Origin of the sequence: Veillonella dispar (assembly GCF_900637515.1) — a bacterium.
Classification (GTDB): Bacteria; Bacillota; Negativicutes; order Veillonellales; family Veillonellaceae; genus Veillonella; species Veillonella dispar.
Genome location: NZ_LR134375.1, coordinates 1781480 through 1805449, shown reverse-complemented (window position 1 = coordinate 1805449; position 23970 = coordinate 1781480). Strand labels below are relative to the sequence as shown.

The following is a 23970-nucleotide window of genomic DNA, read 5'->3' as shown; positions in this document are numbered from 1 at the left end:
TTTTACATCCTATCACGATGTAGAGGTGTTATTCAAATTTAGTCATATTCCATATAACACATTGGAATATAGAATAACATAGATTTTATCTACATTTGTTGTATAATATGTATAGGATATTTAAAAAATTAGATATTTTTGTGAAAGCGTATCCTCGTCTAATTTAATTAGATGCTAGTATATTTTATGTGAGCTTCATATTAAATGTACTACTTTCACAATATGAGTATGATCTTGTGTGGTCATACGGTTTTTGAAAAGAGAGGTATTTATGCAACACATGCTACGCATGGGTATTGACGTGGGCTCTACAACGGTTAAAGTTGTACTATTAGACGAACACGATAATTATTTGTATAAAAAGTACATACGCCATTATGCGAACATTTTGGACACCGTATATACCTTGCTCCAAGAGGCTCAAGTGGGCCATGAAAATGATCAAGTTCATGTATGTATTACCGGTTCTGGTGGTATGGCGATGGCTGAAAAGGTACGCATTCCATTCGTACAAGAGGTTATTGCTGAAACACGTGCTGTAAAAGCATTGTATCCAGAAACTGATGTTATCATCGAACTTGGTGGTGAAGATGCGAAGGTAACCTATTTAGGTCAAACGGCAGAACACCGTATGAATGGTTCTTGTGCAGGTGGTACAGGTGCTTTCATCGACCAAATGGCGACTTTATTGCAAACTGATGCATCTGGTCTTAACCAATTGGCCATGAATGCTGATACGATTTATCCAATTGCAGCACGCTGTGGCGTATTTGCTAAAACAGACGTACAAGCTTTGTTAAACCAAGGCGCATCTCATGAAAATATTGCAAAATCCGTATTCCAAGCGATTGTAAACCAAACAATTGCGGGCCTTGCATGCGGTCATAAAATTGAAGGTAATGTAGCGTTCCTTGGCGGTCCATTGACATTCTTGTCTGAATTGCGCCAATGCTTCTGCGATACCTTAGAACTAGATGAAGCGCATCGCATTATCCCTGAGAATGGTGAATTGTTCATCGCTTTAGGGGCGGCTTTGATGAAAGAAGACTGTCGTGAGATTACAGTTGGTCAATTAACAAAAGAAATCGGTGCCCTCATCGGTATTCCTATGGAGGCTACAGATCGTGTAGAACCTCTATTTAAAAATGAACAAGAATTAGAAGAATTCCGCGCTCGTCATGCTAAGGCAGTAACGCCAAAAGCAAATATTGAAGATGCGCAAGGTCCTTGTTACCTTGGTATTGATGCTGGTTCTACTACACTTAAGGTAGTTCTCATCAATAGTAATAAGGAAATTATCTTCTCTCACTATGGTCCAAACCATGGTAAACCGTTAGAAAAATCTCGTGAAATGATCGAGAAAATTTATGAACTTTTACCAAAAGGCGCTTATATTGCGCATTCTGGTGTAACGGGTTACGGCGAAGCGTTCCTTAAACGCGCCCTTGGCATCGATATCGGTGAAGTAGAAACAATGGCTCACTATCGTGCAGCTCGCTACTTCTGCCCTGATGTTTCCTTTATCTTGGACATCGGCGGTCAAGATATGAAATGCTGTAAGGTTCGCGATGGCTATATCGAAGATATCGTATTGAACGAAGCATGTTCCTCTGGTTGTGGTTCCTTCATCGATACATTCGCATCCGGTCTACGCATTCCAATCGACCAATTCGCGAAGGAAGGTTTGTTGGCATCCTTGCCAATCGACTTGGGGTCTCGTTGTACCGTATTTATGAACTCTAAGGTTAAGCAGGCTCAAAAAGAAGGTGCTACGGTACAAGATATCGCGGCAGGTCTTGCTTACTCTGTTATTAAAAATGCCCTTTATAAGGTTCTTAAGGTAAAAGATCCTAAAGAATTGGGCGATCATATCGTTGTACAAGGCGGTACATTCTACAATGAATCCGTATTGCGTGCCTTTGAGAAATTGATGGGCGTAGAAGTAATTCGTCCTGACGTATCTGGCTTGATGGGTGCGTATGGTATGGCCCTTCTTGCAGCTGAAACGGCAGAAGAGTTACAAAAGGAAAAAAGTACTTTGCTCGATAGCAATGGTCTTAACTCCTTACAAGTATCTACGACAATGCGCAATTGTGGACTTTGCTCTAATAATTGTATGCTTACCATCAACGCTTTCTCCGATGGTCGTACCTATGTAACGGGTAACCGTTGTGACCGCGGTGCAGGCGGTATGATTCAAGAGGAACGCAAAGCAGTTCCTAACTTAGTAGATGTTAAATTGCGTCGTTACTTCGACTACTACTTAAAGAAAAATATTCCAGAGTTCGAAGGTAAAATGCGCGTAGGTATTCCTCGCGTCCTCAACATGTATGAGGATTTCCCATTCTGGTTTACATTCTTTAATACACTTGGCTATGAAGTAATCCTTTCCGATTACACAACGAAGGACCAATACAACAAGGCTATCGATACAATCCCATCCGATACAGCTTGCTATCCAGCAAAAGCTGTTCATGGTCATATTCGCGATCTTGCGAATGCACAGGTAGACTTTGTTTGGTACCCTTGTATTCAACATGGCCCTAAGGAATTTAGCCGCGACAATAATTACCATTGTCCAATGGTTATTTCCTATCCAGAACTTATTAAAAACAACATGCAAGACGTGTTAGGAGATACTCCATTCCATGCACCATTCTTGCCGTTAGCTGATAAGAAATCTCTTGTTCCTGCTCTTGTGAAAGCATTGGACTTCTTGAATCTCAAGAAGAAAGATATTGCTAACGCTGTTGAAAAAGCGTGGGAAGAACAAGAAAATTGTAAGGCTTCTTACCGTGAAACGACAAAGAAAACAGTATCTCGCCTCGTAGCAGAACAAATTCCTACTATCGTATTAGCTGGCCGTCCATACCATTTGGACTCTGGTATTAATCACGGTATCCCAGAGCTTATTACATCCCTTGGTATGGCTGTTCTTACAGAAGATGGCGTTGCGCCACTGGGGAATGAAATCAAGCATCTACGTGTTGTAGACCAATGGTCTTACCATAGCCGTCTATATCGCGCTGCTGAATTCGTAAGTAGAACAGAAGGCTTCCAAATTGTTGAGCTCAACTCCTTCGGTTGTGGCCTCGACTCTATCGTAGCGGATCAAGTAAAAGATATACTTTCAGCAAACCATAAAATTCATACCTTACTCAAAATTGACGAAGGTACAAACCTTGGGGCTGTAACGATTCGTTTGCGTTCATTGCAATCTGTAATGGAACGTAGCTTGCGTCGTCATCACAACCCAGAGGCACCAGAAGTGGTGGAAGAACAATTGCCAACCTACGATTATAATCGCGTGGTGTTTACAGAGGAAATGCGTAAGACCTATAAAATCTTGGTGCCACAAATGTCACCATTGCATTTTAGCCTCTTAGATCCAGTCCTCAAAAATGAAGGCTATAACTTTGAAATGTTGCCAGCACCAACGCGTGACGATATTGAAGTGGGCTTGAAATATATCAATAATGATGCATGTTACCCAGCGATTATCGTTGTTGGTCAGCTCATGTCTGCACTATTATCTGGCAAATATGATATCGATAAAACAGCTGTTATCATCTCTCAAACAGGTGGTGGTTGCCGTGCTACAAACTATATTGGCTATTTGCGTAAAGCATTGATTGACGCTGGTATGAAACAAGTGCCAATTCTATCTCTTAATGCAAGCGATATGGAACGTCAACCAGGCTTCAAATTGACAAAAGGTTTCTTGCATCGCATGATTCAAGCCGTTGTCTACGGTGATGCCCTCATGCAATGCGTATTGGCTACACGTCCTTACGAAACTAACCCAGGCTCTACAGATGCATTATGTGATTACTGGATTAAAAAATTACGTGAAAACATTACATCTGCCAGCCTTCGTCAGTATAATAAGTACATCAAAGAAATCATTCATGACTTTGATAACTTGCCGGTCAATAAAGATGTACAAAAACCTCGCGTTGGCGTCGTAGGGGAAATTTACGTTAAATTCCACCCAAGTGCTAACAACCATATCAATGAACTCATTGAAAAAGAAGGTGGCGAAGTCGTTACATCTGGTTTATTAGACTTCTTCTTGTACTGCGCAATGGATAGCACATACCGTGCTAAACACCTTGATGGTACATGGCTATCTGGCTTCTTCGGTACATTGGCTCGTGAAGCCCTTGAACTTTACCGCTTGCCATACGCTAAAGCCGTAGCAGCGTCTAAACACTTCGACCCTCTACAACGTATGACAGAAGTAGCAAAAGAAGCAGCTCAATACATTGGCCTTGGTAACCAATGCGGTGAAGGCTGGTTCCTCACAGGCGATATGATTGACCTCATCGAAAAAGGGGCAAAACAAATCGTATGCTTGCAACCATTCGGTTGCTTACCAAACCACGTAACAGGTAAAGGCATGGTAAAAACACTATCCGCTGCCTACCCAGACGTGCGCATTGCTGCCATCGACTACGATCCAGGCTCCAGTGCAGTAAACCAAGCAAACCGCTTGAAACTATTACTATCGACCATGTTTGAATAAAGGAATGCTCCGTTATATTTTCAATGGGGCCATGTTAGATGTATTGCTAATTTTAGCCCCAATAATAGTTGTGTAACTCGATGGAGCTATTGTAAATAAGCGATAAGGTGCTTTCATTTTATAATGGGGCCCGGATACAACTGCATATCATTAGTATAGAAAAAATACAGCCCTCTCTTGGCTCAGGTACGTCACTACGCTCCGTAAAATCGCTGCAGAGAGGGCTGTATTCTTTTCTATATACACTCGGCTATGAAGATGTCCCATTATAAAATGTAAGTAATCCAATCTACTATATCCCTAATAGCTCCATCGAGTTTGTTATCTCATTATTTATTATAAAAAATTAGCAATACACCTAACGGAGATGGGAGGGGGAGAAAGGAGATGTGGCTATGCCACATCTCCTTTCGTTTACAACCAGTTGGACAGTAGCTTTCTTTTATTGTGCTTATGGTGTTTGTAGGGAATAAGAAGTAATCTATTTTGAAGTATGCTTGTATAGTCCCGCAATGGGACGCCTTCACAGGTAGTGTTAATATAAATAAGATACCCCTTTCCGAAGCGATTTTACGAAGTACTGAGCAAGGAAAGGGGTATCTTATTTATATACTAATAATATTCTGTTGTAGTTGGGCCCCATTGTGGGACGTACACAAATGTAAAATAGATTATTCTTTTTCAACTAAACCATATAGGCACAATAAGGAAAGCACTGCACATACTAGCATTGTAATCCCCATGGGTATCCCCGTATGATCCCCACCAATACCAACGAGTGGAGATACAATACCTGCCGCAAACATGCTTGCAAAGCCGAGTATGGCAGAGGCACTGCCTGCCATTTTCCCGTAGTTGGTCATCGCCATAGAGAATGAGGCGGAGCCGAATAGGGATACGGTACATACGGTAAAGAATAGGATGGTTGTTACAGGGATGAGTGACCATTCGAAAATCATAGCAATTAAGAATAGTAAGGAACCAATTGTAAGTTGCCATAGGCTGAATGTTAGTAATTGTTTAGCTGTTATAACATTACTGACACGACTACTAATGGCACTAGCTAAGACAATACCACAGCTGTTAATACCGAAAAGATAGCTAAATTCTTGAGCGGAAAGATTAAAAATATTTTGGTATACAAAGGATGAACCTGATATATAAGCAAAAAATCCGCCAAAGGCAAATAATTGTATTAATGTTTGACCTAAGAATGGCTTATCTTTGATGAGGGTAATATAATTTTTAACTGCTACACCTACACCGCCTGTAATACGTTTTTCTTTTGGTAAGCTTTCACGGAATAGAAGTGAGCCTACTAATAGAATAGCAGAGAATACTGCTAGAATTACAAAGATTACACGCCATGTAGTGAATAAGAGCAATTGGCCACCTATGAGAGGGGCAAGTACTGGAGCTAAGCCGTTAACCATCATAAGTAAGGCGAAGAGTTTCGTCAATTCTTGACCAGAAGCAAAGTCTCGAGCGATAGCCTTGGCAATTACAACACCTACAGATCCAGTTAAACCTTGTAGGAATCTACCTAGTAAAAGTATTTCGATGTTAGGTGCAAAGGCACAAATGATGCTAGAGATGACACATAGTAAATTGCCTACGATGAGTGGTAATTTACGACCCATTGTATCGCTAATAGGGCCACCAAATAATTGGCCTAATGCAACACCAAAGGTCATAACACCAATGGTCATTTGAATATTAGATGCGGTTGTATTTAATTCGCCAGGCATAATCGGCAATGCTGGTAAATAAAGATCTGTTGCGAGCGGTGTTATGGCTGTTAACATGCCAAGGAATACTACCAAGATAAAGGAAACCTTAGCAGAATTTTCTTGATTCATATAATCCTCCTATCTTAAAATGGGAAAAATAAAAGCCTGCGAATCGCACTTCGCAGACTGCATTTAATTTTTTCTATTTGATACGATGTATTGTAACATGATTAGTAGATAATTTCTATAGATTTTTGTTATTAAGAATTCTGATTTGCTATCTTTTCTTTCATCGATTAAAATAGATATATTATTGCATCTAAAAATATCGATTTGATTTATATATATAGGAGAGAATTATATGAAAAAAATGGTAAAATCTTTGATTTTGACTGTGGTAGCTGTCCTGAGTAGTACTGTAGTGTCCTCCGTAGAAGCTATTAGTTCTGATGAGGCCGTACAAAGTGCATTGGCACGTGTACCTGGTGCAACGATTGCAAATGTAACTGAGTTCAATCGTGATTATGATCATGGCCGTTTAGAGTATGAAGGTGAAATTCATTACAATGGTTATGAATACGACTTTGAAATCGATGCAGATACTGGTACATTTACAAAATGGGAAGTGGAGCAAGAGGTCTATTAATAGACTGAGATTTTATAATGTGTAACAAATGTGGATAAACTTCTTAAGGTTGTATTACTTGGAGTATCCTAATATATAACAATAAAAAAGAACAGCTCATTAAGAGCTGTTCTTTTTATGTTACCAAATCTTAGAAGAAGAAGTGGTGAATTTCATGGATGAAATGTTGACCGAAGAAGGAGATGCAACCATGCATAACGATGAAGATCAAGAAGTATTTGAACGCGCTGTTCATGATAACGCTTGCTTCGATTTCATGTTCTAAGTTGTGAGCTTCTTCAGAACCAATTTCTTTGTGGTTTTCTAGGTATGCTTTCAAAGCAGGACCTACGGCACCAATAGAAATCGCGATGGATTGTGGGGACAACATTTTGCCGATACCAGCTGCACCGGAGTTAACTGCTGCTAACCAGAAGCCAAGATCTTCGAAGTTTGTAGGATCTAAACCTTGAGCTGCAGCGATTTGAAGTGGGCCAAACAATACGTTGGAGTTTGTACCGGAACCTGTCAAGAAGGCACCCAACGCACCTACGATAGGAGCGAATAGAGGGTATAAGGAACCTGTACCAGCAACCATTGCTTTCGCAATATCTGCAGTCATACCAGAGTAAGTCATCAATTTAGCTGTCATAACAACTGTGATGATTGTAAGGTATGTGAATTTCAAGTTTTTAACTGTGCTACCCAATGTACCGAAGATTTCGCCAGCTTTTGCTTTTTGGATGAAACCACCAACAATACCAGCGATGAAAATCATGATACCAGGAGTTGCAATCCATACGAATGTGTAAGGTTTTGCACCAGGACCTTGATAAATAGGTACAGATGTTTTAATGGACGCAAGAGGACCATTAATTGCAGGGAACAATTTGGAAGTTAATAACAATAATACGAAGATTAAGATAAATGGCATTGCAGCTACAAGGCCTTCACCGCCAGAAACTTTTGGAACTTCGCCAGTTTGTTTAACTGCGTATGCAGGATCATTAGGAGGCATAATTTTTGCACAAATAATGATAACTGCCATGATAACGATGGATGCAGAGATTACGGATAATTCTGGACCCATTACTGCGTTGATTATAGTTTCAGGAATAGCTAATGCTAAACCGGAAAGTAATGTAACAAGGAATACGCCTTTTAACGCTTTGATACCGCCACCAATAATCATAACAACGAAGAATGGAGCGATAAGGTTAAGTAAGAATAATTGTACGGAAATGAATGTACCTAAATGGCTTGGATCAAGGTTTGTTAAGGATGCCAATGTAGTTGTTGGAATACCGATGGAGCCAAATGTTGTTGGTACGGAGTTCGCAACGAGACATGCGATGATAGATTTTAGTGGATCAAAACCTACTGCAACCATCATAGCAGCTGGAATTGCAACGGCAGTACCAAAGCCAGCCATACCTTCCATGAAGGCACCAAAGCCCCATGCAAGTAACAATGCAAGTACACGAGTATCAGATGTTACAGAAGAAAGCATTGTTTTAATAGTTTCCATTGCTTTCGTATGTACTACCAAGTTATAAACGAAGATAGCAGCTGTAATAACTAATAGGATTGGCCAGATTGCCAAAGCGGCACCTTCAAGGGCACCAGTGACCATAATGAATGGATCGGATTGGAATGCTGTAATAGCGATGATGAAAGAACCGATTGCAGCAACACTTGTTGCTTGCCATGCAGGTAATTTCAAGATGGATAACGCTACGATCAACCAAATGATTGGAGATAGCGCTAATAGAACGGTGATAGCACTCATTTCTAAAATCATCCTTTCAAGAAAAATAAAAATATATGCTTAACAGGACGATGTAGCTTAATCAATTTAATTGATGAGTAAATCGCTATTGTATTAAGTTGTAAAAGTTCAGTTAAAATAAAAGCTTACAATAAAATAACAGATAAACTTATCATAAAAATTAATATATCTCTTAAAATTTTTTAACCTCATGGTTTTGAGGTTAATGAGATTAAAAAAATATAAGAGAGGGGACATAAACAGTGTTTATGTCCCCTTCTTTACTGACTACATGTCCACGTTAGGGCCTTTGTAAGGTCTTAGGTATTAGTAGTTACCTTTGAACATTGTAGCAGGAGCTTCTGGTACATAATCGCCGAAGTAGGATTTGAAGTCTAAACCTAATTCATTGCAAAGGTCTTGAACTTCAAGCATTGTACCGTTAAGTACAGGGATGCCTTCAGCTTTAACTTTAGCAACAGATTCATGTTCTTTTTCGCCATGAGTGTAGATACGGTCTTGACCTTGAGCTTTAGGAGCTTCACGTAATTCTTGTAAGAATTGGGAGAAGTGTTTTTTGATTTCAGCTGGGTCACCGAAGAATTCAGGGTTGATAGCCATGAAGCCGTGGCAGATGTTGGATTTACCGCCAACCATACATTTGTTGGAAGTACCGCCTTGAGACAAGATGGAGGAGAATAATTCAGCAATCATGCCGTTACCATAACCTTTGTGGCCGCCAAGAACTTCTGTAGCACCACCTAAAGGAAGGATACCGCCGCCTTCATGACGGGAGATGTTGCCCAATACTTCAGCTGCGTCAGTGGAAGGAACGCCGTCTTTATTAACAGCCCAGCCATCTGGAGTAGCTTTGCCCATTTTGTTGTACATTTCAAGTTTACCACGAGTTACTACTGTAGTGGAGCAATCGAAGAAGAAGTCAACAGGATCAGCAGGTACAGTCCAAGCGATAGGGTTGGAACCAAGCATAGCTTTACGAGCATATACAGGAACCATGATTGCTTCGGAGTTTGTACAAGAGAAACCAATTAAGCCTTGGTCGGAAGCCATTTTAGCATAGTAACCAGCGATACCATAGTGGTTGGAGTTACGTACGGATACGATACCAACACCGGATTTTTTAGCTTTTTCGATAGCCATTTCCATAGCCATGTGGCCCAACAATTGACCCATGCCGTCATGACCGTCGATAACTGCGGAAATTGGAGTTTCTTTTACGATTTCAGGTTTTGCGTCGATTTTGATTAAGCCATTAGTGATACCTTTGTGGTAACGAACCATACGTTGCATACCATGGCTTTGAATACCGAACAAGTCGGAAGTCAAAAGTACGTCTTGGATGATGTCAGCTTCTTTTTCGGAGAAACCGAATTTTTGGAAAGCGTCCATGCTTAATTTTTTCAATGTTTCATAAGGGAATAACACAGTGTTTTTTGCGTCTGCCATCGTTAAAACCTCTTTTCAGAAAATATGTACCTGATATAGTAACATCACTCTAAAATATCATGAAATTTAAATGATATCTTGTGAGCTCTATATCCTCTCAAATGACAATGTCAGTATAGCACAGAAAGATGTGAGATTGAATAGTCTTACAGTCTGAAACACATTACTAAATACGCATACGTACCGGTGATGTTTGTCACATATTCCTAGGGCAGTTACTGAAACAACTGATTATACCTAAAACTATATGGTTATGACTTTTAGTTATGATTGCATAATTTTTTTATAGATTTGCAGTATTTTTATAGAGCTTATTAGTATATCTGTTTAGGCTTTGAGTAAGAATGAGAATGGATAAATATCGATAAAACTTGAAATATTCAGTATTATATATAAAAAATATTGATGAGTATATTAACGTATTGTGATAACTGAATGTATTGTTATGCAATATATGCAGTATTCTTAATCTTTACAAAGTTAGAAAATGTATTAAAGGTTACACTTATACAAAGGATGCTGTAATATAATATAAATATACATCCTATAGTTTATATAATTTATAAGCGAGGTGCTTATTTTGAAAGAATACAAATCAGTATGTCCATATGACTGTCCAGATGCATGTGGTTTAATCGTATCGGTAGATAACAATAGAGTGGTATCTGTTCGTGGTAATAGAGATCATGCTTTTACAAGAGGCACATTATGCCCTAAGATGGCGCATTATGAACGAGTGGTTCATTCTCCGTTGCGTTTACAGTACCCAATGAAACGGGTTGGCAAGAAAGGTATTGGAGAAGATCAATATGTGCGTATCAGCTGGGATGAGGCATTAGATATCATTGTTAATAATTTTAAAGACACCATTAGTACTTATGGTAGTGAAAGTATTTTACGCTACTCCTATGCCGGCACTATGGGAGTTATTCAAAGCCCAGCAGCAGATTACTTTTTCCGCCGTATTGGTGCGACGGACCAGGATCGAGGTATATGCTCTCCCGCTAAGCAGGCCGGTTTCCGCTCAGTTTACGGTGATACATTAGCTATTAAGCCGCAAGAGGCACAACATAGTGATTTAATTGTTTTGTGGGGCATTAATGCAACTGCTACCGACGTTCATATCTTACATGATGTAAACGTGGCAAAACGGAATGGCGCTCGAGTTTGGATTATTGATACTCATAAAACCTATACCTTTAACCAAGCTCATGAACATATTTACGTAAAACCTGGTAGTGATGTCGCCTTAGCGTTAGGTATGCTTCATATTATTCATCGAGATGGATTAGCAGATATAGATTTTATTAAGAAACATGTACAAGGTTATGATGAGCTTGTAAATGATGTGTTAATTGACTTTACACCGGAAAAAGCATCTGAACTTTGTGGCGTTTCCGTAGAGCGTATGACTGAGTTTGCTCATGCATACGCTAAGGCTAAGGCTCCATTCATTCGTCTTGGCAGCGGATTATCTCGATATGGGAATGGTGCCATGAGTTGTCGCGCCATTAATGCATTACCTGCTGTAGTTGGTGCTTGGCAATATTTAGGCGGTGGTTTGCTATCCAGTGCTAGTGGCAGTAAGTTTGTTGGCAAAGAAGTTATGCAGCAGGCTCATGTTGCTGCACCAGCCAAGCGATTGATGCCTATGATTAAACTTGGCGAAATGCTTACAAATCCATCAGGTACAGCAGTTCATAGTCTCTATGTGTTCTCTAGTAACCCTGCCATAACAGCACCTGATCAAAATGTGGTGCGAAAAGGTTTGATGAGAGATGATTTGTTTACGGTTGTTCACGAACGATTCTTTACTGACACATGTAAATATGCGGATATTGTATTGCCCGCCACAACATCAGTAGAACATGATGATATATATAACTCCTATGGGCACTATACCATCGGAACTGGCTATAAATTAATCAATCCTATTGGTGAATCTCGATCCAATTGGCAAGTGATTTCTGAACTAGCTAAGCGAATGGGGCTTGAAGATGAATTCTTTAACCTTAGTGAACGGGCGTTAATAGAACAAATTGTTCGTACATCTAGTCGTATATCTGAGGTCGATCAAGATGTAATCTTACAAGGTGAACCTGTAGAGATGACATTGCCTGAAAATTACAAATTAGATTTTAAAACGCCATCTGGAAAAATAGAGCTATATAATCCACATGATGTGGAACCATTAATTCGTTATTTGCCGCCATATGGAGATAATGCACCGTTCTGGCTTATCATAGGGAACGATATTCGTATTTTAGATTCTAGCTTCTGTGAACTCGAGTTTGATGATCCTGAGCTTATGAAACTTCGTATCAACCCTGAAGATGCAAAGGTATATAACATTAATGATGGGGATGAAGTAGAAATCTATAATAATCGTGGTAGTGTAAAAATTAAAGCTTACTATGATGAAGAGGTACAACGAGGTACATTAGTAACACTTGGCGTGTGGTGGCAATCACAATCTAGTGATCCAAATGTAGCTATTAATGCGCTTACTGCAGACCGCCCTACAGATGAAGGTTGGGGTAGTACATTCTACGATGTACAAGTTCATATTAAAAAGGTTGACGCATAAGATAAGAATATGAAAATGATATATAAGGTGAGTATATAAAAGAGAACAGCATAATAAATACTATATAGTATTTATTATGGTGCTTAATTCCTTTTACTTACGGGAATAGTGCTATGCCGACATATCATAATAACGATATTTTTATTGCATACATATCCTCATTAGGATTATAATAGTAATATTATTTCTATATATAACCTGAAGGGGGTTACGTTTATGAATGGTAATGATAAATTATCTGCCCGTGCCTATTGGGCTATAGGCATGATGTTATTCGCCCTATTCTTTGGGGCAGGGAACTTGATCTTCCCAGCGGCCTTAGGTCAACATTCTGGTGATAACGTAGGTTGGGCTTTGCTCGGCTTCATATTAACAGGTGTAGGCCTTCCACTATTAGGTGTTGCAGCGATGGGGTACTCCTCCTGTAAAGATGTTGAAGAACTTGCGAGCCGTGTTCATCCGATTTATGGCTTGTTGTACACAATTTCTCTTTACTTGAGTATCGGTCCAATGTTTGCGACGCCACGTACTGGTACTGTAGCTTATGAAATTGCAATTAAACCTTTCACAGAAGGTTTAAGCATGAATATGGAACCAATTTTCTTGGCATTATTCTTTGGTGTTTCTTTGTGGTTATCCATTAGTCCACAAAAGCTTGTTAATCGTATCGGTAATATTTTGACACCAGCATTACTACTTGTAATTCTGTTGTTAATTATTAAATCCTTTATGACTCCGCTAGGCGGCTATGCAGTGCCACAACCAGCTTATGGTGATGCACCTACAGCTGTGTTGCAAGGATTCTTGGACGGCTATAATACGATGGATGCGTTGGCTTCCGTAGTATTTGCTATTCTTGTAATCGACTTTGTTCGTCTTAGCGGCGCTACATCTCGTGCGGTTATTACAAAAACAGTAATGGAAGTAGGCGCTATTGCTGTAGGTCTTCTCGGTATTGTTTATGTATTTATCGCTAACATTGGTGCTACTAGTGTTGAACGTTTTGGTTTGTTTGATACAGGTGCTCCTGTGTTGTCCGTAAGTGCTAACTACTTGTTCGGTGAATTCGGTCAAATTATCTTGGCTATCATCGTTCTTCTAGCTTGCTTGTCTACAAGTATCGGTCTTATCACTTCTTGTGGTACGTACTTCCACAAGTTGACACCGAAGATTAGCTATAAATTATATGTAGTAATCTTCTCCGTAGCAGCATTTGGTCTTAGCATGTTCGGTTTGAAAACAATCATCAGTGCAGCGATTCCAGTGTTGATGCTCTTGTATCCGTTAACGATTGTAATCATCTTGTTGGCACTTCTTCACAATGTGTTCGGTGGTCGTCGTTGCGTATACGCATGGACAATGGCTTTCACAATGATCTCTGCTCTTATGACTGGTCTTGAAACGGCAGGTATTGCACCTGTTGCATTGGAACAGCTCTTTACTCAATACATTCCATTCCAGGCTGCTGGGATGGGCTGGGTGAGCTTTGCGGTATTAGGCTTCGTTGTAGGTCTTATCCATAAAGGTCTTGTGTCCGAAAATAAATAATATCATTAATGGTTCTATACTTTCGTTTTGGGTGAAAGTATAGAACCTTTTTAGTGTCTTAAGGGTTGTCATATAAAATTGATTTTGTGAGTAGAAGTTTCTATAATAAGAATATAGATAATGAAAGAAGGAAGGAAGATTTTATGCGTAGTACTCATTGTTTACCTAGTTATAGTTTTGGCGGTCATGAGGTGTTTGACGCTATTCCCAAATTTACAAAATTATATGGTAAGTCTGTAGTTATCATTGGTGGTGAGACAGCTCTTTCTAAAGCTTTGCCACACATTCGTCCAGTGCTTGATAAAGCAGGGATTAAAGTGCTAGATATTATTCACTTTGGTGGAGAGTGTACTTTCTCTCGAGGTAAGGAAATTGCACAAATGGCTTCTGTAAAAGATGCGGACTTTATGTTTGCTGTTGGTGGCGGTAAGGCCATGGATACGGTAAAAGTAGTAGCTCTAGAGTTAGATGATAAACCATTCTTTACAATTCCGACCATTGCCTCTACTTGTGCTGCAACGTCAGAAGTAGCAGCTGTATACACTGCAGAGCATACTTTTGATGACGTAGCCTTTGTAAATCATCCTCCTGTGCACTGCTTTATTGATGCTGATATTCTCGTAGAAGCACCAAGCCGTTACTTGTGGGCGGGAATGGGAGATACTATTGCAAAACACTATGAAACTCATCTTTCTGCTCGCAATCGTGAGCAAGATTATAATACTCAGTTAGGCCTTACTCTAGCTTCTATGTGTAGTGAACCAATTTTAGCACATGGTATACAAGCCTATAAAGACAGTCAAGCTAAAAAACGTAGTGATGCATTTGATACCATTGCTATGACTGTTATCTTTACTACCGGTATTGTATCGGGTTGTGTTCCTATGGCATATAATAGTAATATGGCTCATGCTGTATGTTATGGCTGTGTTACTAATAAAGAAACAGAAGAAAACCATTTGCATGGTGAAATGGTAGCATATGGCTTACTTATTTTGTTAACCGTTGACCAACAAATGGATGAATTACAACGGTGGTTGCCAATATACCGCGAATTAGGTTGGCCTACTAAACTTTCACAGTTAGGTCTTACTGCATCGCATATTCCTCAAATTGTTGAAAAGGCTACATCTGTTCATGATATTGATGTATCTCCGTACAAAATTACAGCAGATATGTTGACTAAGGCTATTCAATACATGGAATCTCTTGATTAATATAATTTGTAACCGTTTGTGTATGTTATGTGATGAGGTTATAAATGCGAAAAATTGTAAAGGGTGGCTTATATCGTCATTTTAAAGGCATGTACTATTATGTGTTAGATGTTGCAACTCATTCGGAAACGAGTGAACAGTTCGTAGTGTATCAAAAATTATATGATCAACGTGACTTATATGTACGACCACTAGATATGTTTTTGAGTGATGTGGATCAAGAAAAATATCCTGATGTAGAGCAGAAAGAGCGATTTAAGTTAATGAGCGGACGTGATTAGGAGGGCCTGTGGAACAGAAATTTTTCTTTTTCGATATAGACAATACCTTAGCTGTGTGGCCGGAAGGTAAAATTCCTGACAGTGCTCAATATAGCTTAGATGAATTAAAGCGCCGTGGTCATAGGGTGGCACTAGCAACAGGCCGTATCCAAGTAGATGCAAAGCGTTTTGCGGAACAAGCGGGGCTTACAGATTTTGTGGCAGATGGCGGACATAGTGTTACTGTTAATAATGAACTAGTGTCCATGATTGGCATGGATCGTGATGCATGCATTAACTATTTGGAATATTTAGAGTCCCATAATATTCCTTGGGCTGTAACAGATCGGAATAAATTAGGCCGAATTACGCCGTATAAGGAAATATTAGATTGGCATCCGAATTGGGATGTTTTTAAAACGACAGTAGATCCTAATTTTGACTTTCATAATGTAGAAGAGTTTTATAAGATTTATGTGTTCTTTAAAGAAGGGGAAGAAGAGGAAAAAGAAATTGAGCATATGACGCATAAGCTCATTCGTTATGGCGATGGCTGTGTTTTATATGAACCAATGGAAAAAGCTTTGGGTATTCGCAATATGCTTGATCATTTTGGTATGAAACCTAATCAAGCCGTAGTATTTGGTGATGGATATAATGATTTATCTATGTTTAGGCCAGAATGGCTTAATATTGCCATGGGAAATGCCCGTGCTGAATTGAAAGAAAAAGCCGATTATATCACTACCGACTGTGATAAGGATGGTATTTATAATGCGTGTAAGCATTTCAAGTGGATTGATTGAGTTCTAATGTCCTCATTGTAGACTAAAAAACTGAACAATTTGATGGTAAATAATGACTGATATATAACTGAAAGTATAAGGTTATATAAATTGGTAAATTTAATAATTATTTAAACCAAATTTTCTCTAAAACATGATATACTAAAAAAGAGCCGCTCACGGGTTGAGCGGCTTTTCTATGTGAATTTTACATACATGTTAGTATAAACAATATATTTTGGGGGAACTATGAACTGGAAACGCTTGGCTTTATGCGCAATGTTGGGGATTACAATGCTTGGTACAGCAGCTTGTGGTACAAAAAGTGGGGAACAACCACAAGGTAATACTGTAAAAGCAGAAACTGTAACTATGCCTAATTTCTCTAATGCGCCAATTGCTGATGAGTATGCTATTTTTGATACAAATTATGGTCAATTCAAAGTTCGTTTGCTAGGCTCTAAAGCGCCTATTACTGTAAAAAACTTTGATTACTTAGTGAAAAAAGGTTTCTATAATGGTGTTACATTCCACCGCGTTATCGAAGGCTTTATGATTCAAGGCGGGGATCCAGATGGTACAGGTGCTGGCGGTCCAGGTTATACCATTCCTGATGAGTTCTCCAATGATTTACACTTCAATAAAATGGGCGTTCTTGCCATGGCAAACCGAGGCCCTAATACAGGGGGCTCTCAGTTCTTTATTACCTTGGGACCTACAGATTGGTTAGATAACAAACACACTATCTTTGGTACCGTAGTACAAGGTATGGATGTAGTTGAAAAAATTGGCAAAGTAAAAACAGGCCGTAATGATAAACCAGTAGAGCCAGTAATCATCAATACTATTACGTTGGAACCGATTACTGATGATGCAAAAAATGGCAAATAAGGAGGTTAAGTCTGAAGAGCGGCACTATGTGTACTTGGTGCGTTGCGCAGATGATTCCTTGTATTGTGGGTGGACCACCGATATTGAACGCCGTATAGAGGCTCATAATGGGCTTATTCCAGGCGGTGCTAAGTATACGAGAGGGCGACGTCCTGTTGAATTGGTGTATTCTGAAAGCTTTCACAATAAACAAGATGCACAACGTAGAGAATATGCCATAAAACAGATGACAAAGACTAAGAAATTGCGACTCATTGAGGGTGTAAAATAGTCTTTGATTATGGTATAATATGATGATTAATTACTGCCATGGAGGTTGAAAAATGAAGCGGGTTCTAGTGTCCGTAAAAAGTGTACAACGAGATATGGACGGCAAGGATACCGTAGTGGAACTGATTTCCCCAGGTACATCACATGAAAAGGGTAATGCCCAGTATGTGCGTTACGAAGAATCTAGTGTGACTGGCTTAGATGGGGTAAAGACGACCATTAAAATCCATGATGACTCTATTGTATTGCTTCGAACAGGGGCTGTTAATATGCGTCATCAATATGTCCGTGGTGAAGAGCGCGAATCCGTGTATGAAACACCGTATGGTGATTTGCACATGGCCGTGAATACTCATGAATTAACAGTAGACTTTCACGAAGGTGTAGGTCATGTTCATTTAGGATATGACATTTCCGTCGAAGGTGAATGGCAATTTTATAATCAGTTAGATATAGACGTGCGGGAGGATACAGAGCATGGAAATGAAGGAAATCCTGAAATCGGGGATTGAACAGGCATTACAAGATACGATTAACAGCGGTGGCTTACCAGCTGGGGAATATCCAGAAATCGTTCTCGAAGTGCCACCTCAAAAAGAATTCGGTGATTTTTCTACAAACATTGCAATGCAATCCGCTCGTGTAGCTCGTCAAAACCCTCGTGCTATTGCAGAGGCTTTGATTAGCCATATGAATTTTGATTGGCTCGAACGTGCTGAGGTTGCTGGTGCAGGTTTCATCAACTTCTTCTTGAAATCTGATATGGTATACGATACGTTGAAAGCTATTTTAAATGCTGGCGATCAGTATGGCGTTCAACCATTGCGTGCACGCGATACGATTCAAGTAGAGTACGTAAGTGCGAACCCAACAGGTCCGTTACATGTCGGACATGGTCGTGGTGCTGCGTATGGTAGTGCCCTTGTAAACTTGTTGCGTGCAGCAGGTTACAATGTACAATCCGAGTACTACATCAATGATGCAGGTAACCAAATCGATAATATGGCTATCTCCATTGAGTACCGTTTCCAAGAGTTGCAAGGTGCTACATTAGTGTTCCCACCTAAGCGCAACGAAGATGGTTCCATGCCTGAATTCGATATTCCAGAAGGGGCTCTCGTATTCCCTGAAAATGGCTACCGTGGTCCTGATATTATCGAGACTGCAAAAACTATTGCAGAACGCGAAGGCTTCGATAAATTAAATGCTATGAACGAAGCTGATCGTGTAGCATTGTTTAAAGAAGAGGGCTTAAAAGAAAAATTAGCTCGCTTAGAGGAAACATTAAGCAATTTCCGTGTTACTTTCGATAATTGGTTCTCTGAACGTACTGTTCATGAAGCTGATGAAATTCATCACTCCGTAGAGGCGTTAAAGGCTCTTGGCAAAGTGTATGAAAAAGACGGTGCATTGTGGTTGAAATCTACTGACTATGGTGATGATAAAGACCGCGTAGTTATTCGTGATAATGGAGTTCCTACATATTTAGCAGCAGATATTGCATACCACCGCAATAAATATGATCGTGGATTCAAAGAAATGATTGATATTTGGGGCGCTGACCATCATGGTTATGTATGCCGTGTAAAAGCTGCTATGGCTGCTTTTGGTTATGACCCAGATAAACTAACAGTATTATTGTTACAAATGGTAGCATTGTTCCGCGATGGACAACTCGTTAAATTATCTAAACGTAGCGGTGATAGCGTTACATTAGATGAATTGATTGAAGAGGTTGGCGTAGATGCATCTCGTTACTTCTTCTTGATGCGTTCTCTAGATAGCCAACTTGATTTTGATATTAACTTGGCTAAATCTCGTAGCAATGATAACCCAGTATATTATATTCAATATGCTCATGCCCGTATTCACAGCATTTACAACCAAGTGCGTGAAGCAGGCATTGCATTTGGTGATTATAGTGAAACTGATTTCACAACGCTTACAAGCGAAATGGAATTAGAATTGATTAAAAAATTAGCTGAATATCCAGAAGAGGTCGTTCAATCTGCCGAACATCATGCACCACATCGTATTGCTCGTTACTTATTCGATTTGGCAAGCATGTTCCATTCCTTCTATCGTCAAGGTCGTATCATTGGCGTAGATCCAGCGTTGCAACAAGCTCGTCTAGGATTAATCACAGCGATTGCCCTCGTACTTCGTCAAGGCTTGGGTATTTTAGGTATTTCCGCTCCGGAAAAAATGTAATAGGTGGGAGGCATCATGGCAACTAAGTATATTTTCGTAACTGGCGGCGTTGTTTCTTCTCTTGGTAAAGGGATTACAGCAGCATCCTTGGGTCGCTTGCTTAAAAACCGCGGTTTCAATGTAACGATTCAAAAATTTGACCCATACATTAATATCGACCCTGGTACGATGAGCCCTTACCAACACGGTGAAGTATTCGTAACAGATGACGGTGCTGAAACTGACCTCGATTTGGGTCACTATGAACGCTTTATCGATATTAACCTTAGTAAACGTTCTAACATTACAGCAGGTAAAGTGTACTGGTCTGTAATCAATAAAGAACGTAAAGGTGATTACTTGGGCAGCACTGTACAAGTAATTCCACACATTACAAATGAAATCAAACAAAACGTATACCGCGTAGGTAAAGAGGATAACGCAGATGTAGTTATCACTGAAATCGGCGGTACTGTAGGTGATATTGAAAGCTTGCCATTTATGGAAGCTATCCGCCAAGTGAAAAAAGAAGTAGGCCGTAATGATGTACTTTACATTCACGTAACATTGGTACCTTACATCAATGCAGCAGGCGAGTTGAAAACTAAACCTACACAACACAGCGTAAAAGAATTGCGCAGCATTGGTATTCAACCAGATATCTTGGTATGCCGCAGCGAAAAACATATTTCTGATGAAATGAAAGAAAAACTTGCTTTGTTCTGTGACGTAGAACCAGAAGCAGTTATTGAAAATCAAACTTGTAGCTCCATCTATGAAGTGCCATTGATGATGCAAGACCAAGGTCTTGATGACATTGTTATCAAAAAATTAGGCCTTGAAGAACGCCCTTGCGATATGGCTGAATGGAAAGAAATGGTTCATAAAATCTTGAACCCTAGTAAAGACATTACAGTTGCTATCGTTGGTAAATATGTAGCATTACATGATGCGTATTTATCCGTAGTTGAAGCTCTAGATCATGCTGGTATTGCTACGGGTACTAAAGTAAATATTCGTTGGATTGACTCCGAAGAACTTGATGATACATCTGTAGATCCTAAAGAGGTATTTGATGGTGTTGAAGGTATCATCGTACCTGGTGGATTTGGTTCCCGTGGTGTAGAAGGTAAAATCCGCACAATCCAATACGCTCGTGAAAACAATATTCCATATCTTGGTCTATGCCTTGGCATGCAATCTGCAGTAATGGAATTTGCTCGCAACGTATGTGGTATGGAAGGTGCTACATCTAGCGAATTTGACGAAAATGCTAAGTACAAAGTAATCGACTTGATGAGTGATCAAGTGGATGTAGATAAAAAAGGCGGTACAATGCGCCTAGGTATCTATCCATGCAAAGTAGAAGCAGGTACAAAAACTCATGAAGCTTATGGCGAAGATTTGATTTATGAACGTCATCGTCATCGCTATGAGTTTAACAATGAATATCGTCAACAATTGACTGATGCGGGACTTGTTATCTCTGGTACATCTCCAGATGGTCGCCTTGTGGAAAGTATTGAAGTGAAAAACCATCCATTCTTCATCGGTACACAAGCGCATCCAGAACTTAAATCCCGTCCGAATAATGCACATCCATTATTCCGCGGCTTCGTAGATGCGATTTTGGAACTTAAAAAATAGAGAATAGAAATGGGATCCATTTTATCTATTATAGGTATCTTTATATTAGCTGCACTCAAACTAGAGCAGTTTGTATATGGTAAATCTGGAAAAGAACAATCTACAACTGGTCACATAGCACGGAGAGGGCTTGCTAATATAGCGGGTTTAATCGCTTTTGATCATTCTACTGTAAGTAGTAAATCTATTGTAGTTCGTAAAAAGAAGAAAGATGCTCAGAAATGATGAACTGCACCCCAAAAATTGGACACAATTTTTGGAGGCGCAGTTTTTTATGTCGAAATACACAAAAGAAGTTAAAGAAAAAGTCATTAGCCTTTTTGAAAAAGGATTAAGCCCCTTTAGAATTGCTACGGAGCTTTCAATTCCTGAAAGTACTGTAAGAAACTGGATATACAAGTTTAACCTTAGTCATAATTTGGACCATAAAATTAGTAAACAAGTATTTTCAGCAGGTTTTAAACGTAAAGTTCTTGAAACTAGGTGGAAAAATAAGTTATCCTTTAAAGAAACAGCAGAATTATTTAATTTAGACAACCCTAGTCTAATTGCAGCATGGCAAAAGCGGTATTTAGATGACGGAATTTTTGGGTTGCAACCCAAGCCTAAAGGTAGATCACCTATGAAGACTAAGAAAGAAATTAAAACACAAATAGATTCAACCCAAAAATCAGATAAGGAACGCATTAAGCTCAAATTAAAAGGAATGAGTCCGGTAGAATACCGAACTCATTCCCAAAAAGTAGCTTAATTATATCTGTCCAAGAAAATGGGTGCAGATCATAGGCTCGCTTTTTCTATTGTATAATCTTATTCTTCATTATCAATCGTCAAACCCTCCGCCTGTAAGCTGGTACGTGAAAATGTGCTCCAAGGTTTTGACAATTCGCGTCACATGAAGTTATTTAAGCATCTCGTTCTCTTTCATTACCATTTTCTGTTATAATAAATAGTACTTCTAAAATAGAAAGGACTTAAGATGACAACTCTTATTAAACATAAACGTGTAGAATTTTCAGAACTTTATTATGACCTAGTTTTTGTTTTTGCAATTTCAAAAGCAACTGCTTTAATTCACCCTCTTCATAGCGTTGTTTTGTCTTGGGATTCTTTACTTGATTTCTTCATCTCTGTCATGGTTATCATCAATTCCTGGATGATTCAAACCATTTATACCAATCGCTATGGAAAGAACTCGTTATTTAATATGGTAATCATGTTTATCAACATGGGACTTCTGCTCTTTATATCCAATATGATTGGATACAATTGGCAACAATGGTACTATCATACCTGTTGGGCTGTTGGCACATTAACCCTTACCTTATTTTTTCAATATTTGGTTGAATTTTTTAGAGAATCAACCGATAATGCTAATCGGGAAAGTATCAAAGGTTTTCTATGGTTAACAGGTCTACAAAGTTTAGGAGCCTATCTGGCAGCTCTTTTTCCTATTTACGTTGGAGTCTATATCTTTATTGCTAGTATTCTGCTAACATTTATTGTGCCAATTTTCTTGATTACTAAAGATGAGCATTTCCAGGTAAATCTTCCCCATATAATCGAGCGCGTCTCCCTTCTTGTCATTATTACGTTTGGAGAGATGGTTATTAATCTAGTTAGCTTCTTTACAGCCGAGAGTTTCTCGATTTATTCGGTTCTAAATTTCATTATCATGCTTTCTCTGTTCCTGTTTTATTTTGGTGAATTTGACCATGCTATTGATGAAAAATCTAATCAAAAGGGACTATTTCAAATTTACAGTCACTATCCTATTTTCATTGGGCTTATGTTGATGACAGTTGCGATGGGTTTTCTTCTGAATCCTGAAGCTAATCTTCTCGCTTCAATCAGCTTCTTTTATATCGGAATTGGCCTCTTCCAAGCTGCTGTCCTAGCAAATGGGCCCTATAACAAACACTATCTTAGCTATTCGAAAAGTTACTACTGTATCCAAGCGACACTCTATCTGGTTGCCTTGATTCTGGCTTTGGTTTTCGCTTCTAATCCTATAATAGTGCTGAGTGTTGCAACCATTTTTGCTCTAGCTATAGCTAGTCATTTTATTTATTTTTATGTGACACAGAATAAAAAATATTCCAAATCTAACTGGGGGATATTTTAATGAGATTATAACATAAAAAAAGCTTTGGGAACCAAGGCCTTTTTTCATTAATTTGTTTTTCCATTTTATCCTCCGATTTGAACTCGCACTGACATTTATTTATAACAACACTATATATCTAGTATGGCATAATCATTAGGTATTATAGGTTTTCAAACCAAATGTGAGTCATTCGTTTTTGCCCCACTTTTGCCCCATTTTTAAATCCTGACATTGAAAATACCTAAAAGTATTTCCCTAAAATCAGCTATATTTCAACATTTTTGTTTATTTTCAATATGAAAAGTTCTTACAAATTCATGTAGGGGGCATATAGCACGACGAGGTGTTGCTAA

At 39.1% G+C, this 23970-nt stretch carries 18 protein-coding genes; 15 read left to right on the top strand and 3 right to left on the bottom strand.

Going from position 1 to position 23970, the window contains the following annotated elements; genetic code table 11:
- Positions 1-271: 271 nt before the first annotated feature.
- A complete protein-coding gene (locus EL171_RS08525) occupies positions 272-4525 on the top strand; it encodes a 2-hydroxyacyl-CoA dehydratase (RefSeq protein ID WP_005385309.1) in 4254 nt (1417 codons plus the stop codon).
- 671 nt (positions 4526-5196) lie between these two features.
- Here EL171_RS08525 and EL171_RS08520 read toward each other — a convergent pair.
- Entirely contained in the window at positions 5197-6384 is a 1188-nt protein-coding gene (locus tag EL171_RS08520; protein ID WP_005385311.1) for a multidrug effflux MFS transporter, read from the bottom strand.
- A 232-nt stretch (positions 6385-6616) separates the two neighbouring features.
- Between EL171_RS08520 and EL171_RS08515 the strand changes: the two genes are divergently transcribed.
- Entirely contained in the window at positions 6617-6901 is a 285-nt protein-coding gene (locus tag EL171_RS08515) for a PepSY domain-containing protein (protein WP_005385313.1), read from the top strand.
- A 130-nt stretch (positions 6902-7031) separates the two neighbouring features.
- Here EL171_RS08515 and EL171_RS08510 read toward each other — a convergent pair whose 3' ends face one another.
- Together EL171_RS08510 and EL171_RS08505 are read right to left on the bottom strand one after the other, a co-directional pair.
- On the bottom strand, positions 7032-8669 hold the full coding sequence (locus tag EL171_RS08510; protein WP_039968932.1) for an L-lactate permease: 1638 nt from the start codon (positions 8667-8669) through the stop codon (positions 7032-7034).
- A gap of 306 nt (positions 8670-8975) precedes the next feature.
- On the bottom strand, positions 8976-10115 hold the full coding sequence (locus EL171_RS08505) for an Ldh family oxidoreductase (protein ID WP_005385319.1): 1140 nt from the start codon (positions 10113-10115) through the stop codon (positions 8976-8978).
- 580 nt (positions 10116-10695) lie between these two features.
- Between EL171_RS08505 and EL171_RS08500 the strand changes: the two genes are divergently transcribed.
- The 13 genes from EL171_RS08500 to EL171_RS08440 all read left to right on the top strand — a co-directional run bounded on the left by EL171_RS08500 (position 10696) and on the right by EL171_RS08440 (position 23635).
- A complete protein-coding gene (locus EL171_RS08500; RefSeq protein ID WP_039968934.1) occupies positions 10696-12702 on the top strand; it encodes a molybdopterin-containing oxidoreductase family protein in 2007 nt (668 codons plus the stop codon).
- Between the two features lie 216 nt (positions 12703-12918).
- The gene (gene brnQ, locus EL171_RS08495; RefSeq protein WP_005385322.1) at positions 12919-14250 is read left to right on the top strand and encodes a branched-chain amino acid transport system II carrier protein; all 1332 of its coding nucleotides are present in this window, start codon (positions 12919-12921) and stop codon (positions 14248-14250) included.
- Between the two features lie 143 nt (positions 14251-14393).
- Positions 14394-15467, top strand: coding sequence for an iron-containing alcohol dehydrogenase family protein (locus EL171_RS08490; RefSeq protein ID WP_039968936.1), 1074 nt, complete (start codon positions 14394-14396; stop codon positions 15465-15467).
- Positions 15468-15511: 44 nt separating this feature from the next.
- The gene (locus tag EL171_RS08485; protein WP_005385326.1) at positions 15512-15748 is read left to right on the top strand and encodes a DUF1653 domain-containing protein; all 237 of its coding nucleotides are present in this window, start codon (positions 15512-15514) and stop codon (positions 15746-15748) included.
- 8 nt (positions 15749-15756) lie between these two features.
- Positions 15757-16533, top strand: a complete 777-nt coding sequence (locus EL171_RS08480; protein ID WP_005385327.1) for an HAD family hydrolase — start codon at positions 15757-15759, stop codon at positions 16531-16533.
- A 228-nt stretch (positions 16534-16761) separates the two neighbouring features.
- Entirely contained in the window at positions 16762-17403 is a 642-nt protein-coding gene (locus EL171_RS08475; protein WP_005385330.1) for a peptidylprolyl isomerase, read from the top strand.
- Complete coding sequence (locus tag EL171_RS08470; protein WP_039968938.1) at positions 17393-17674, top strand: GIY-YIG nuclease family protein; 282 nt, start codon at positions 17393-17395, stop codon at positions 17672-17674. The genes EL171_RS08475 and EL171_RS08470 overlap by 11 nt, the downstream gene beginning before the upstream one ends.
- 52 nt (positions 17675-17726) lie before the next feature.
- Entirely contained in the window at positions 17727-18185 is a 459-nt protein-coding gene (locus EL171_RS08465) for a YwiB family protein (protein ID WP_005385333.1), read from the top strand.
- Positions 18151-19884, top strand: a complete 1734-nt coding sequence (argS, locus tag EL171_RS08460; protein WP_005385335.1) for an arginine--tRNA ligase — start codon at positions 18151-18153, stop codon at positions 19882-19884. The genes EL171_RS08465 and argS overlap by 35 nt, the downstream gene beginning before the upstream one ends.
- Before the next feature lie 15 nt (positions 19885-19899).
- Positions 19900-21510: a CTP synthase gene (locus tag EL171_RS08455; RefSeq protein ID WP_005385337.1), complete on the top strand. Its 1611-nt coding sequence runs from the start codon at positions 19900-19902 to the stop codon at positions 21508-21510.
- A 9-nt stretch (positions 21511-21519) separates the two neighbouring features.
- A complete protein-coding gene (locus EL171_RS08450) occupies positions 21520-21735 on the top strand; it encodes a hypothetical protein (RefSeq protein WP_005385339.1) in 216 nt (71 codons plus the stop codon).
- A gap of 49 nt (positions 21736-21784) precedes the next feature.
- Positions 21785-22261, top strand: a complete 477-nt coding sequence (locus EL171_RS08445; protein WP_232013614.1) for a helix-turn-helix domain-containing protein — start codon at positions 21785-21787, stop codon at positions 22259-22261.
- A gap of 228 nt (positions 22262-22489) precedes the next feature.
- Positions 22490-23635, top strand: a complete 1146-nt coding sequence (locus tag EL171_RS08440) for a low temperature requirement protein A (protein WP_005385343.1) — start codon at positions 22490-22492, stop codon at positions 23633-23635.
- The last annotated feature ends 335 nt before the right edge of the window (positions 23636-23970 follow it).